The organism is Corynebacterium nasorum, from assembly GCF_022345765.1.
Taxonomy (GTDB): domain Bacteria; phylum Actinomycetota; class Actinomycetes; order Mycobacteriales; family Mycobacteriaceae; genus Corynebacterium; species Corynebacterium kefirresidentii.
In genome coordinates this window covers 1-12,826 of record NZ_JAKRDR010000008.1, presented here as the reverse complement: position 1 = coordinate 12,826, position 12,826 = coordinate 1, and the positions used below count along the sequence as shown (strand labels likewise).

The window sequence follows — 12,826 nt, the reverse complement described above, 5'->3', positions numbered from 1 at the left end:
TCCTAAATCACTTTCACTTCCTAGTGTGAGTCGGATAACATATTGCCATGGAAACTATTACACGCACCGACAGACTCATTCTCATCCCACTATCCGCTGCCAATATCGAAGAGACCCACAAGGTCTACAGCGACGGGCGAATTTGGAGCCACCGTCCCAACGGACGCTTCGCCGATATCCGCACTACCCGTGCGCTCGCCCAATCATCCTCCCAATCGTGGGACGCCCACCACTTTGGTCCATGGGCCGCCTACATGCGCCATAATCCTTCTGATTTCGTCGGCGTCGGTGGCGCCATCTTCGTTGAAGACGGAAATTTCTGGGACATTAAATACCGCCTGCGTCCCACCCATTGGGGTGCAGGATTTGCTTCAGAGATCACCTCTGCGGCGCTAAAGAGCGTCCGCCAGGTTGACTCTGATTCCCCCATCACCGCCCGCGTGACGACCAACCACCCGGCGGCAATCCGGGTCATCGAAAAGCAAGGGCTCCAGCAAGTGTGGGAAGGCCGCCGCGTAGGCACCGAGGACAACCCGGATGAGCCTGACGTACGCGTCTATTCTGACCGCGAGCTGGCCCCGGAGACGCTGGAGTTTATCCAGCAGCGACCCTAGTCCCAGTTCGCAGCGGCTACTACCGCTGGGTCAACATCCAAACCCGTCCACGAAAGATCCAATTGGCCCAGCGCTTCCTCTTGTTGTGCGTCGACCGCCTTGGCTTTGTACAACTCCAAAAGAGCCAGGAATCGGCCCACCACTTGCATAGAAACCGTGCAGTCACGGGTCAGTGAACCAAAACTCATCCATTGACCGGCACCCAATAGTTTTAGGGTTTCCAAGATCTTGCCGGCCTGCTCTGGTACCGATACCGCCACGGCATGCACGTGGCCGGTGGCCACTTCCTCCGGCGGCTTTGGGCGGAACACTCCCGCGGCGAGCTCAGCAAAACTAGCTGGAGTATGGCCAAGGGAGACAGGAGGCAAAAGCTCCGCAAACTTCTCCTCGATAGCTACCGCCCGCGGATAGCTCCGCTGGGCCTCGCGCTGCCACTCCGCGAATTGGTCCGCTACTAGTTTATAGGCCTTATATTGCAAAAGACGAGCAAAAAGAAGGTCGCGCGACTCCAGCAGTTCCAAGTCTTCAATCTCGTCGACATCACCGCGAGGCAGGAGCCGCGCCGCCTTTAAGTCCAAAAGCGTCGCTGCCACCAGCAAAAAATCAGTGGTTTCATCCAAATCCGCAGACTCGCCCAGCTGCCGCGTATAGGCGACAAACTCGTCCGTTACCTCTGAAAGCGCAACATCAGTTACGTCCATCTTTTTGGACTGGATAAGCTGCAAAAGCAGGTCAAATGGGCCCTCAAAATTTCGCAGTGCAATGCGAAAGCCCGTAATCTCCGGCTGGGTCACGATACCTTAAACGGTCGAGCGCTCAATGACCTCTTTGGCCAGGTTGCGATACTGCTGCGTAGCAGGAGAGTTTGGCGCCCACGTAGTAATCGGCTCTCCGGCCACTGACGTTTCCGGGAAACGAACGGTCCGAGTAATTACGGTGTCAAAGACCTTATCGCCAAAATAGTCCACCACACGGGACATAACTTCCCGAGCATGCTTCGTGCGGCGATCAAACATCGTCACTAAGATGCCCATGACCTCAAGATCAAAGTTGATACGGTCAGAGACCTTTTCCACCGTGTCAGTCAATAGCGCTAAACCGCGCAGGGAGAAGAACTCGCACTCCATTGGGATGATCACGCCCTGGGAACAGGCAAGCGCGTTGACGGTAAGCAGCCCCAAGGAGGGCTGGCAGTCGATGATGATGAAGTCATAATCGCGCCGCACTGGGCGCAGGGCCCGAGCTAGCGTGTGTTCGCGGCCTACTTCATTGACCATCTGAATTTCCGCAGCAGAAAGGTCAATATTTGCCGGTACCAAATCCAGGCCTGCTACCCCAGTGTGCTGGATAGCGGAGTGAATAGAGGTATGGCTATCGAGCATGACGTCATAGATAGTGTCCTCGATATCATCATGTGTGAGCCCCAAACCTGCCGAAAGCGCACCCTGCGGGTCAAGGTCAACCAAGAGGACTTTACGGCCATACTCAGCCAAGCAGGCTCCCATATTAATGGTGGAGGTGGTCTTACCCACGCCGCCCTTTTGGTTACACATCGAAATAATGGTGGCCGGCCCATGCTTTTCCAAGGGTGCGGGTTCTGGCAACTCGCGGATAGGACGACCGGTCAGCCCCACCTCTACATCAGAGGCAGAAAAGAGACCCTCTTCGCTCACAGTCACACCTGCTTCCTTGACGCCAAGTTCCGGACCATGACACTTGGCTTAGGGTTGATTACAACGTTGTCATTAAAGCGTACCCGCTACAGCAAGAAAGTACCGAGACTTAGTTTATATCAAGCTTTTAGCGTTGACTAGAACGTCGTTTGAGTGCGGCCACTAGAGCGATCAGAACGATAAGTATCGCCGCAGCTGCCCCTCCGATAATCCAGCCCATATGCGAGCTCTCATTATCATCTTTGGGTTCTTCCTGTTGCCGCTTATCGAGGTTCTCCGACTCAGATCGATAATTAGGGTCCTGCAAAGTGACGATGAGGGCGGCACCAGAGCCATCGTTGCGCAGCAACTGCATAATGAAGGGATTATCAGGCGCTTCCCCCTCTGGATACGTCAGAGTGAGGGTGCGTGATGAAGCATCCACGTCGTGCTTTACGCCTTGGATAATATTTCCTTCACCATCAAGGTAGCGCAGCTTAACGTCGTTTTCCTCCGTGTCCTTAAACTGCTGGTAGAGGTCGTAGGCCTGCTTGAGCCCCATCTTCGCGGTAATCGTATTGCCTTCGATATGAGATTCAAGGTTGACGTATTCCGCACCTTCAAGGTTGGCTTCCCCTGCCGGCTTACGTTCCGGTTTTTCGCCTGGGACTACCGGGAGATTTTCGTTCTCTTTCGCCGGCGCGGGCTTTTCCGCCCCACCTTCGGCCCCCTTGTCTGCCGGCGGATTGCCGCCGTCATCCGGCCTATTCGGTGCCGGGCTCGGCGCTGGAGCACCCTCTGCACCGTCGATTTCTTCCTGAATGTCTTCCTGCTCCACCGAACCATCAGCTACCAGCGTGAGAGTTGCATTCATACCCTGGGCGGAGACGGGAACAGAGATTTGGCCGCCCTCTGGTGGGGCGGTGATGGTAGCAGAGGTACCAGAGGCAGAAACGTTCCACCCATCACCCGAGTAGCTCGCCTCGGCCGGCACTGGCAGGCTCACGGTCGTGGTTTCGCCGGCCGGAACCGGGATAGGCGCGGCAATAGCGGCTTCTACCTCCGGTGGCAGCTGTGCCTGCGCCACCGCGGGGAAAAGCAACGCGGTAGAAAGTACCGCGCCGGCTACACGAGTAGAAAACATATATGTCCTTTCTTAGGCACGGGGGTGAGCGGTGCGCCACACCTCACGCAAGGAGTCGGCAGTGACGTGAGTATAAATTTGCGTTGTCGTCACGGATGAATGTCCCAGCAATTCTTGCACGGTGCGCACATCTGCGCCGCCTTCAAGCAGGTGCGTCGCAAAAGAATGCCGCAAGGTGTGGGGAGAAATGGACTTTCCCAGATCTACACGCTGTGCAGCTGTCTTTAACACTGCCCACGCGCTTTGGCGCGATAAAGCTCCGCCGCGGGTATTGAGAAACAACGCCGGCGTTGTGCCTTTGCTCAGCATCGGACGAGCCCGCACCAAATAGGCGTCAATGGCTTGGCGGGCATGCGAACCCAAGGGCACAATCCGCTCTTTGTCGCCCTTTCCATGCAGGTGGATTACCTCTTGCGCGGAGGAAACGTCATCAACGTTTAGGGAGATTACTTCTGAGATTCGCGCGCCAGTACCGTAGAGCATTTCCAGCAGAGCACGGTCGCGCACATCCACCGGGGTTTCAGTGGGAATTGCCTCAATAAGGCCGCTAACCTCGTCCACCGATAACGTCTCCGGCAAATGCTGTCCAGTTGATGGAGGGGTAACCTCAACCGCAACATCGACGTCTACAACGCCTTCTGCCACGGAAAATTTATGCAACCCGCGGGCTACGATGAGAGCACGATTAGCCGAGGACGCAGCCATTTTTGACCGCAGATCCTTGAGATAAGCCTCCACCATAGGCCGCGTTACCGCGCGCAGGTCCTCTACCCCGTTGTCCTCCAACCAAGTGACATAGCGCCGAACATCACGGCGATAATTACTCAACGTATTGGCAGAAACGCCTCGCTCAACCGCTAGATGGTTAAGCCACGTCTGCGCTATATCTTCGACCGCGCTCACAGCTGCTTCAGGTCCGCGCCCGTGCGCCGGGCACTCATCGACGTCGGCCGCAACGTGAAAGGCTCATCCACGCTGCGGGTCGCCTTGCCACCGCGCAGCACTGCATAAGCCGCCAAAATGCCGCTGCAGGCGATGGAATTGACGATTTCGCCCCGCATTACCTTGTCGACGGCGTCCTCGAGCCGGACCCAAGCAACCTCCATATCAGCTTCTTCATCCCCGGTAGCCTCCATACGCGGCACCTCAGAAAGGTCGGAGGCTAAGAAAACACGGACCGCTTCTTCGCAGAACCCCGGTGAAGTTACCAAATCCGACAGCACTGACCACGTCTGCGCGCTCAGACCAGCTTCCTCCTGTAACTCCCGCTTCGCGCCGGTTAGCTCATCTTCGCCGCGTACGTCGAGCAAACCTGCCGGTAATTCCCACAGGCGCTTGCCCACGCTGTGGCGATACTGATACACCATGGCAATGCGTTCGTCCGAGTCCAGTGCCACCACTGCCACCGCGCCTAGGTGCTCTACTACCTCGCGGGAGGCAGAAACATCGCCGGGCATGACAACCTCGTCGCGGCGGAGAGCGAGAATGGGGGCGTCGACAAGCAATTGCGAGTCAAGCACCTTGAAATCATGCGCCATGAGCTATTTCTTTCCCGGTAGGGCAGAATCCGCGGTCTCTGTGGCACCATAATCGCCTTGACCACCATCGAGCTGCTCCTCGGTGGCCAAAATAACGGCAATGCGCTCGACTGCACGCTCGGTGCCATCGACCGTGGACAGCTTCGCATCTTGGTCGCGCACCTGGGCAAGTGCCTTATCGTCCTGAGTTTGTTTGGTACGCCCGCTAAACACAACAGAACCATTGACATCATCCAACCCGGTAACAAATTCCGCCAAAGCATCGGAAGGGTAGCCGCACAGGCCATTGCCAGAGACGACGATAATGGCCTGGGCAGGAACGATGGTCCCATCCTCGTAGTCAATGAAGCCTTCGTCGCGCAGCTTATGGAGCACATCCGCACGCTCTTGTACTGATGCCATGGGCTTCGTGCTCTCAGGATCCATAGACAATGCAGTGCCGAGCACCTCACCGCTGAGCGCTCCCGCAGAATCCAGATCCTTGGTATCTGCCTTCTTAGGCGCAGTGTCTTTCAGGATGGGCAAAAGCTTGTCTTTAGTTTCGGGGCGCAAAAAGTCCTTGGTCAGCTTAATCTCGCCGGCCTCCGTGGCACCGGAAGTTTCCAAGAGCTTCCGGATTGCGTCCACGTCTCCGCCATTTGCATCGTCGGTGGTGACGATGAGCACGGGGCGCTGAGACAATGCCCCGTTTACTAGTTCCGCCCCGGAATCAGCCACGATTTTATCGCTCGCCTCATTTTGGGTCTGCAAAATCTTATTGTCCTGGACGACCTTGCGGTGCTCCTCACGGATCGGATCATCATCGGCCATGCCGGTGGTCAGATTGGGAGCAATGATCAGGGCACCCAGCGCCACGCCTACTGCGGCGCCGAAGCCCAAGCCTGCTACTAGCTCAGTCTTTGCCATGCTCTATGCGCCCCCAAAGAGCCTGGACCAGGTTTCGCTGAGGTTACTTGCAAAGTCCTGACTTCCGCCGAAACCGACAATGAGGATAACCGCCGCAATGGCTACCAGGATTCCCAGCAGTGCCCACAGCCAGCCAAGGTTGGACGAAGGTGCACTGTAGAGGTTAATCACCGCATCCGCGTCAACCACCTTGGTGCCGGCCTTAAGCCGGGAAAGCACCGCCGACGGGTTGGTGCGATCCGCAAAAATATCATCAAGGTCTACCCCACCGCCTGCCTGCACGATGAGGTCTGCGCCGTGATAATCAGCAAAAAGCAGACCCAAATCGGTACCTGAATGCGTCGCTGCGGGAAAAGTCATGGCACCGATGCCGAGGTCGTGGATGCGGTCAAGGCCTTCTACCTCGCCCTCTGGATCCGCAGGAACAACCACACGGGCGCCACAACGCAGGGCCTCATCGCTGACGCCATTGGGATCACCAATGATGAAATCTGGCTTATACCCCTGTGCTAGCAACGAATCTGCAGCCTCTCCCACCGCAATCAGCAGCGGCTCATACTCGCGGATAAAGTTCCGCAGCTGCTTGAGCTGTTCGCGGTGTCTGTCTGTTGGCGAAAACAGCACGACCTTGCGGCCTGCGATCTCAGAGCCAGAAGCGGGAACCCCGAGGCCGTCGATAAGCAGCGGCCCCTCAGAGTTAATAAAATCAATGGAGTTGCCAAAGAAGGATTCCATGTGGTCAATCAGCGCACCCTGTGCCGCGGTAAAGTTCTTTTCTGCTCGCTCGCGAGTAACCACGCGGCCCGTGCCAAGAGCTTTATCACCGCTAAAGACGGTGCCATCCTCCCCGATTCGCGCCTTCTTTCCATCCTTGAACTCGGACACGAAGGACTGGCCAACGCCCTCAACGAGGGCAATGTCGGCGTCAAGCAAAATGTGCGGGCCATAATTGGGGACCGTACCGGTAGAAAACTCCGCCACGTTAATCACGGCGGAGGGTTTAAGGTCAACGAGGGTCTGGGCCTCGTGGCGAGAGATATTAGCCGCATCAATTACGGCGACATCGCCTTCACTAAATTTTTTCATCCCCTTAGCGCCCGGAGTGCAATCGCGCAGTGCACCAGGCTGCTCGGGGTTACGGGAAAACAGAGCCATGACCCCTATTGTGACGTGATTATTGTTTCTAGTGGGTTAGGCGCGCGGAAGCTTCTTGCTGTGCCCGCTCAAAAAGCTCCTGCGCGTGCGCGCGACCAGTCTCCGTATCATCCAAGCCTGCCAGCATGCGCGCCAACTCCTCCACGCGCTCGTCCTGCGAAAGCTCGGCCACACCAGAAGTGAATTTTTCCTTCGAAACATGCAGGTGTGCATCGGCATACGCTGCTACCTGCGGCAAGTGTGTTACCACGATAACTTGGTTGTGCACGGCCAAACGTGCCAGGCGGCGGCCAATTTCCACCGCCGCGCGTCCGCCCACACCGGCATCTACCTCATCGAAGACCAAGGTGGCGCCGTCCTCATCCGCTAGCACCACCTCCAAGGCCAACATGACACGGGAAAGTTCGCCGCCTGAAGCTGCAGACGCGATCGGCTTTCCGTTCAGCTGCAGCTCGGCCGCGTCCGCGCCAGTTTTAGAATATTTCGCCTGCGTCAACTCAACCGTCAACGTTGAATTCGGCATGGCTAGGCCGTGCAGCTCTTGCGTGACCTGCTCCCCCAAAGCCTTCGCCGCTTGCCGGCGCCCCTTTGTCAGCTCCCCAGCCCGCTCAACCATCACCGATTCAGCGTCCTTGACCTGCTTTTTCAATTCCTCTAGGGCTTCAGTTGAGGTATCCATGGATTCGAGCTTTGCTGCAGCTTCATCCCGCCAAGCTATAACTCCGTCAATATCCCCGGCATATTTGCGGGTCAGTGTACGAAGCTCCTGCTGGCGCTGCAAGGACTTTTCTAAAAGCTGCGGATCCGCCGGCAACCCGGCCAGATACCCTCCCAGCTCGCCGGAAATATCGCCCAGTTGTGAAGAAATCTCACTGAGCCGTTCGCCCAAGGCGGCCAATTCCTTGTCGGTAGTCCCCGCCAATGCCGAAACCGCCCGGCCCAGCAACGCCGAGGCAGCCTCTTCCAGTTCCTCGGTGCCGTCGATAGAAGCCAGTGCAACTTCCGCGGATTCGCGAAGACCGTCGACGTCTTGCAGCTTGCGAACCAGCTGCACCAGCTCCTCATCCTCACCCGGCTCCGGCGCAACGCCGTCGATCTCATCCACCGCGAACTGCAGGCGATCAACCTCTTGCGCGAGTTCGCGGCGCTGCTCTGTACGCCGCTTATAGTCCTTTGCCAAACGGCGCCATTCTTTAAAAGCCTCGGTATAGCGACGGCGTACCTCGGTCAACGTAGGATCCGCACGGTCTACTGCACCCAATTGTTCCTCGGGAGCAAGCAAACGCAGCTGATCATTTTGCCCATGGACCGTAATAAGTTCGCGGGCAAATTCGCCTAAGGTTGCCGCAGGCACCGCCCGACCACCCAAATAGGCCCTCGATCTACCTGCAGCAGAAACCGTCCGGGAGACGATGTATTCTCCATTTTCATCGGGCTCCCCACCTACTGATTCGACCAACTCGCGGATAGAATCTTTCCCCGAGGAAAAATGCCCCTCTACTGCTGCTTTCTTCGCCCCATCCCGCACCCGGGAGGCATCCGCGCGTCCACCTGCTAAAAGCCGCAATCCAGTAACCACCATGGTCTTGCCCGCGCCAGTCTCACCAGTAAGCACGGTTAGACCAGTAGAGAGCTCCGCGGAGCTCTGGCTAATAACGCCCAAGTCATTAATGGAAATATCGACGAGCACTACTTCTCCTTCGGCCCGCGCCACCCTTCTACGGGCAGGCGCAGCTTCGAGACTAAACGGTCAGTAAAAGGTTGGTCATCCAAGCGTACCCATCGCACCGGACGCGCGCCTCGCACTACCTCCACGCGAGCTCCCGGCGGCATTGCGAGCTCACGGAAACCATCCAAAATCACGGTCGCCGGAGTTGTACGCATGGTTGATTCAACGGCAACTAAAGAATTGGGCGAGACGACTAGTGGCTTAGTAAACAAAGCGTGCGCATTATTCGGTACTACCAAAATCGCATCGAGAGAGGGCCACAGCACCGGCCCGCCAGCCGAAAACGCATAGGCGGTCGACCCAGTAGGCGTGGAGATGAGCACCCCATCACAACCGAAGGAAGACACCGGCCTGCGGTCAACTTCCAAAATTGCGTCCAATACTCCAGAGCGATTTTGGTTTTCTACCGAAGCCTCATTCAGAGCCCAGCTGCGATTGAGAAGGGTTCCTTCCTCGTCAAAGATGGTGACATCGATGGTGAGTCGATCCTCAATGCGGTACCTTTTGTCTATGACCCGCACTAAGGCCTGATCTAGGGATTCGACTTCCCACTCAGCCAGAAATCCCACATGCCCGAGGTTGATTCCTAGCACCGGAATATCCACAGAACGTGCCATATCCGCTGCACGGAGGAAGGTTCCGTCTCCACCGAGTACCAGGACTAATTCGCACCCCGAAGCCGCGTCTTCGGTGTGGGGGACGTGCTTTAGCCCAGGCAAGACCTTCTCGTCCGCGCACACTCGAACAGTAATCCCGGCATCTTGTAGCAGCTCCGCTGCTCGCGACGTTGCCTGCAGGTTCTGCTCGCGGTTGGCATGAGGCACCAACAGGATCTCACGGGTCATTGCGGGCCTTCCTCGACTGCACGGTCAATCATTTCTTCTACTCTAGCCAGATCCGTGGGAGCGCCGTCCTTTTTCAGCCATAAGAAGTACTCCACATTGCCGCTTGGCCCAGGCAGCGGGGACGCTACAGCTCCGTGCATGCTCAACCCAAGGGACAGGGCAAACTCAGCGACTTCCTTGGTTACTTCCTTGCGCAGTTCCGGTGAACGAACGACACCACCGCTTCCGAGGCGCTCTTTGCCCACTTCAAATTGCGGCTTCACCATGGGCAACAACCAAGCGCCGTCCTTCAGACATTCCACAATGGCCGGCAATACCAAGCGGAGGGAAATGAAGGACAAGTCGCCTACCATGCCGTCGCAAGGGCCGTCGGTAAGCTCCAGCGTTAAATTCCGGATATTCGTACGGTCTAAAACGGTTACGCGATCATCGTTTTGCAGGCGCCATAGCAACTGCCCATAGCCTACGTCGACAGACAGCACTTCCTGCGCACCGTGTTCAAGGCACACGTCCGTAAAGCCACCGGTAGAAGCGCCGGCATCGAGGATTCGGCCGTTCATATCGACGTCGAACGCCGCCAAGGCGCCCAAAAGCTTGTGAGCGCCACGTGAAGCCCACTTGTCTTCTTCGGCTTCCTCTACCTTGATGGAAACCTCGGGCTCTACAATCGACGCCGGCTTTTGCGCCTTGAAGCCACCAACCGTGACACGGCCGGACTTAATCATCTCCCGTGCCTGCTCACGTGACCGCGCAATCTTTCGGCGCACCAGCTCCGCATCTAACCTACGACGTTGTGGGGGCATTAATTCTCCTGCAATGCATCGCGCAACACATTGTGGGCGCGATCAAGCTGATCTACTTCAGCGGCCAAATCCGCTGCGTCTTCTCCAAGGATCTCTGCTACTTCCGCATCGATCTCTGCCGGCTCCTTGACAGCCCGAAAATCATGCGGCTTTACCGCCATTGCGCAACAACCCTTTCCGCACGCTCGCTTCGCGGCTGAATATAGCGGGGCGGTGACGGCATGGCCCATGCAACTTCCAACACGGTGCGCAATGCCTGAACGGAGGTAGATTTTTCGTCACCGCCCTCGAGCAGAAGATCATGTCCATCACACCGAGCAGTAAATCCACCCTGTGCTCCAGGTCGGGCAACAGAGACCGGCAAAGCCAGTTCATGCATACCTGCACCAATAAAGTTGGGGCGCGCCTCCACAGGTGCCTCAATAAGTTCTAGTTCCCCAGAAACACCGGTAAGCACATGGAAGGTATTCATGGCAGCAGAATTACCACCGGCAATATCGGTATCCAAACGGTCGCCTACAGCAAGCGGTTTTTTCGCACCAATTTGCTTCGCCGCAAAAGTAAACATGGCTGGCTCAGGCTTTCCAGCAGACACCGGCTCTACCCCGGTGGCGGACTGGATGGCGGCCACGAGGGAACCATTGCCCACGGCAAATCCCCTCTCGATAGGCAGAGAAGTATCTAGGTTCGATGCGAAAAACTTCGCTCCCTGGCGGATGGCCAGAGCCCCTTCAGTCAATTGCTCCCAGCCAACAGAACGGTCAAAACCCTGCACAACAGCGGCAGGCTTGTCATCAGCGCTGGAGACCACCTCAAAGCCCATCTCGCGGGCCAAATCACGAAAGGAATCAGCACCAATAATGAGGAGTTTCGAGGCGGCTGGCACCTCATCCGCCACTAATTGAAGGACTGCTTGGGCGGAGGTAATAATCTGCTGCGTGGTCGCCTCGAGCCCGATGTCTGCCAGCATCTTCGACACTGCTTCTGGGCTGCGTGAAGCATTGTTCGTCACGTACACCGCCGGCACACCACAGGTATTGATGACGTCCACCACGTTAGAAAGTGGGCGGCCGCCTTCCCACACGGTGCCATCAAGATCGAGCAGAAGAGCATCGTGTTTGCTTAGAACCGTCACTACTTACACTCCTCTAAGCGCTCCGCTGCATCGGTCCAGTCGCCCTCATCAATCGACACTGCGTGTTCAAACCAATCCTTGGCCTCATCTTTCCGGCCAGCTTCCAGCAGTGCGTTGGCGTAGGCATAAGCCAGGCGGCATGCACCTATCCCGCGTGCATCGCGATCAGGATGAGCGCGTTGGATAGTTACGACGGCAGACTCGGCTTGGCCCATATCTAAGCGGGCTCCGGCTAAAACAATCGCTAGCTCAATTTTAGATTCATCATCTAGGTCGGCCGCCTCATCCGTGCGCCCAAGCTCGAGCGCCTTTTCTGGGCGTCCCAAGCCGCGCTCACAGTCAGCCATTACGGCCAGCAGCCCAGGCCCGCCGGAAATACGCCGGGAAGCACGCAATTCAGCGAGCGCTTCCTTCCACTCGCCAGCACGATATGCGGCAATACCATTGACCTCTCGGGCGATAGCCACGCGGCCGGCACGGTCCTTAGCAGCACGTGCATGGCGCAAGGCAAGCTTGGGATCGTCTTCCATCCAGGTCGCAGCCATGATCATATGCTTGGCGACGGCCTCGGAATTCTCCTTCGAGAGCGATTTTAGGTCCTGCAAAACCAAGGGATCCAAATCGTTAACATCCACCTCGGCCGGGATGTCTGGGTCACTCATGCGACGATTGATGCGTTCCTCACGGTAACCGGAGCGCTGCGGCGAAAAAGACTTCTTTTTCCGGGAATCGCCCTTAAAATCACGGCCCTTGTTATTGCGTGGTTTGCGGTCACGTCCAGCTCGCCCGTTGTGGTTGCGCTCCGACATTAAGCCCTACCCTTTCTTGGTTGGAACTAGCACAGAAATACCGGCCCTATTCTACAACCCCAAGCGAAAAAGCCGGAATTTAGATCCTCTTGCGCTGCCGCAGCGTGAGCCATACAGCGCTAGGCCAAACGCTCGCCCAGACCGGTTCAATAAGACGGCGCTCGATCCTACTGAACGCAAATAAATTGCCAGGACCACCCACAGTGGAAAGCCACTCCGCCCCGCAACGCTCCACAACTCTTCACCGCCGACCGGCCGCGCAGTTGTACGAGCGTGCAAACGGACACTAGGAGGCTTAATCGCTCATTGCGTTACTGAACGCTCCGCGGACGCCCTAGTGCCGTACTCTTGGCTTTGCAGATGAGGCCTTCCACCGGCCGGGAGGGCTGGTAAAACGACGAAAGAAGAGGGCGGTGGTATACCGTCCTCTTCTTTGTTGTTTGTATTTTGTTGTGTTTGTTGTTTGGTGTCGGCGGTGACTTACTCTCCCACAACC

Annotated in this window: 14 protein-coding genes; 1 reads left to right on the top strand and 13 read right to left on the bottom strand. The window is 57.0% G+C overall.

Annotation, left to right across the window (positions count from 1 at the left end; genetic code table 11):
• The first annotated feature begins 47 nt into the window (after nucleotides 1–47).
• Nucleotides 48–614 carry a GNAT family N-acetyltransferase gene (locus tag MHK04_RS07090; protein WP_239208320.1) on the top strand — a complete coding sequence of 189 codons (567 nt, stop codon included), beginning with the start codon at nucleotides 48–50 and terminating at the stop codon, nucleotides 612–614.
• Here MHK04_RS07090 and MHK04_RS07085 read toward each other — a convergent pair.
• The 13 genes from MHK04_RS07085 to MHK04_RS07025 form a co-directional block, all read right to left on the bottom strand.
• Nucleotides 611–1,408 carry a segregation and condensation protein A gene (locus MHK04_RS07085; protein ID WP_239208319.1) on the bottom strand — a complete coding sequence of 266 codons (798 nt, stop codon included), beginning with the start codon at nucleotides 1,406–1,408 and terminating at the stop codon, nucleotides 611–613. The genes MHK04_RS07090 and MHK04_RS07085 overlap by 4 nt on opposite strands.
• 6 nt (nucleotides 1,409–1,414) lie before the next feature.
• A complete protein-coding gene (locus MHK04_RS07080) occupies nucleotides 1,415–2,287 on the bottom strand; it encodes a ParA family protein (protein ID WP_034668724.1) in 873 nt (290 codons plus the stop codon).
• A gap of 127 nt (nucleotides 2,288–2,414) precedes the next feature.
• Nucleotides 2,415–3,410, bottom strand: coding sequence for a hypothetical protein (locus tag MHK04_RS07075; RefSeq protein WP_239208318.1), 996 nt, complete (start codon nucleotides 3,408–3,410; stop codon nucleotides 2,415–2,417).
• Between the two features lie 12 nt (nucleotides 3,411–3,422).
• Nucleotides 3,423–4,313, bottom strand: coding sequence for a site-specific tyrosine recombinase XerD (gene xerD, locus MHK04_RS07070; protein ID WP_239208317.1), 891 nt, complete (start codon nucleotides 4,311–4,313; stop codon nucleotides 3,423–3,425).
• Nucleotides 4,310–4,948, bottom strand: coding sequence for an NUDIX domain-containing protein (locus MHK04_RS07065; RefSeq protein WP_239208316.1), 639 nt, complete (start codon nucleotides 4,946–4,948; stop codon nucleotides 4,310–4,312). Before MHK04_RS07065 ends, xerD begins: the two co-directional genes overlap by 4 nt.
• 3 nt (nucleotides 4,949–4,951) lie before the next feature.
• On the bottom strand, nucleotides 4,952–5,854 hold the full coding sequence (locus MHK04_RS07060; RefSeq protein ID WP_239208315.1) for a copper transporter: 903 nt from the start codon (nucleotides 5,852–5,854) through the stop codon (nucleotides 4,952–4,954).
• A gap of 3 nt (nucleotides 5,855–5,857) precedes the next feature.
• Nucleotides 5,858–7,009 carry a putative cytokinetic ring protein SteA gene (steA, locus tag MHK04_RS07055; RefSeq protein WP_239208314.1) on the bottom strand — a complete coding sequence of 384 codons (1,152 nt, stop codon included), beginning with the start codon at nucleotides 7,007–7,009 and terminating at the stop codon, nucleotides 5,858–5,860.
• 28 nt (nucleotides 7,010–7,037) lie between these two features.
• Nucleotides 7,038–8,699 (bottom strand): DNA repair protein RecN, encoded by a 1,662-nt coding sequence (gene recN / locus MHK04_RS07050; RefSeq protein ID WP_239208313.1) that lies wholly within the window; start codon nucleotides 8,697–8,699, stop codon nucleotides 7,038–7,040.
• A complete protein-coding gene (locus tag MHK04_RS07045; RefSeq protein WP_023021614.1) occupies nucleotides 8,699–9,583 on the bottom strand; it encodes an NAD kinase in 885 nt (294 codons plus the stop codon). Before MHK04_RS07045 ends, recN begins: the two co-directional genes overlap by 1 nt.
• Entirely contained in the window at nucleotides 9,580–10,386 is an 807-nt protein-coding gene (locus tag MHK04_RS07040) for a TlyA family RNA methyltransferase (protein WP_239208312.1), read from the bottom strand. Before MHK04_RS07040 ends, MHK04_RS07045 begins: the two co-directional genes overlap by 4 nt.
• Entirely contained in the window at nucleotides 10,386–10,547 is a 162-nt protein-coding gene (locus MHK04_RS07035; RefSeq protein WP_005324658.1) for a hypothetical protein, read from the bottom strand. The genes MHK04_RS07040 and MHK04_RS07035 overlap by 1 nt, the downstream gene beginning before the upstream one ends.
• A complete protein-coding gene (locus MHK04_RS07030) occupies nucleotides 10,538–11,521 on the bottom strand; it encodes an HAD-IIA family hydrolase (protein ID WP_239208311.1) in 984 nt (327 codons plus the stop codon). Before MHK04_RS07030 ends, MHK04_RS07035 begins: the two co-directional genes overlap by 10 nt.
• Entirely contained in the window at nucleotides 11,521–12,330 is an 810-nt protein-coding gene (locus tag MHK04_RS07025; RefSeq protein ID WP_225746996.1) for a tetratricopeptide repeat protein, read from the bottom strand. The genes MHK04_RS07030 and MHK04_RS07025 overlap by 1 nt, the downstream gene beginning before the upstream one ends.
• Nucleotides 12,331–12,826: the final 496 nt, after the last annotated feature.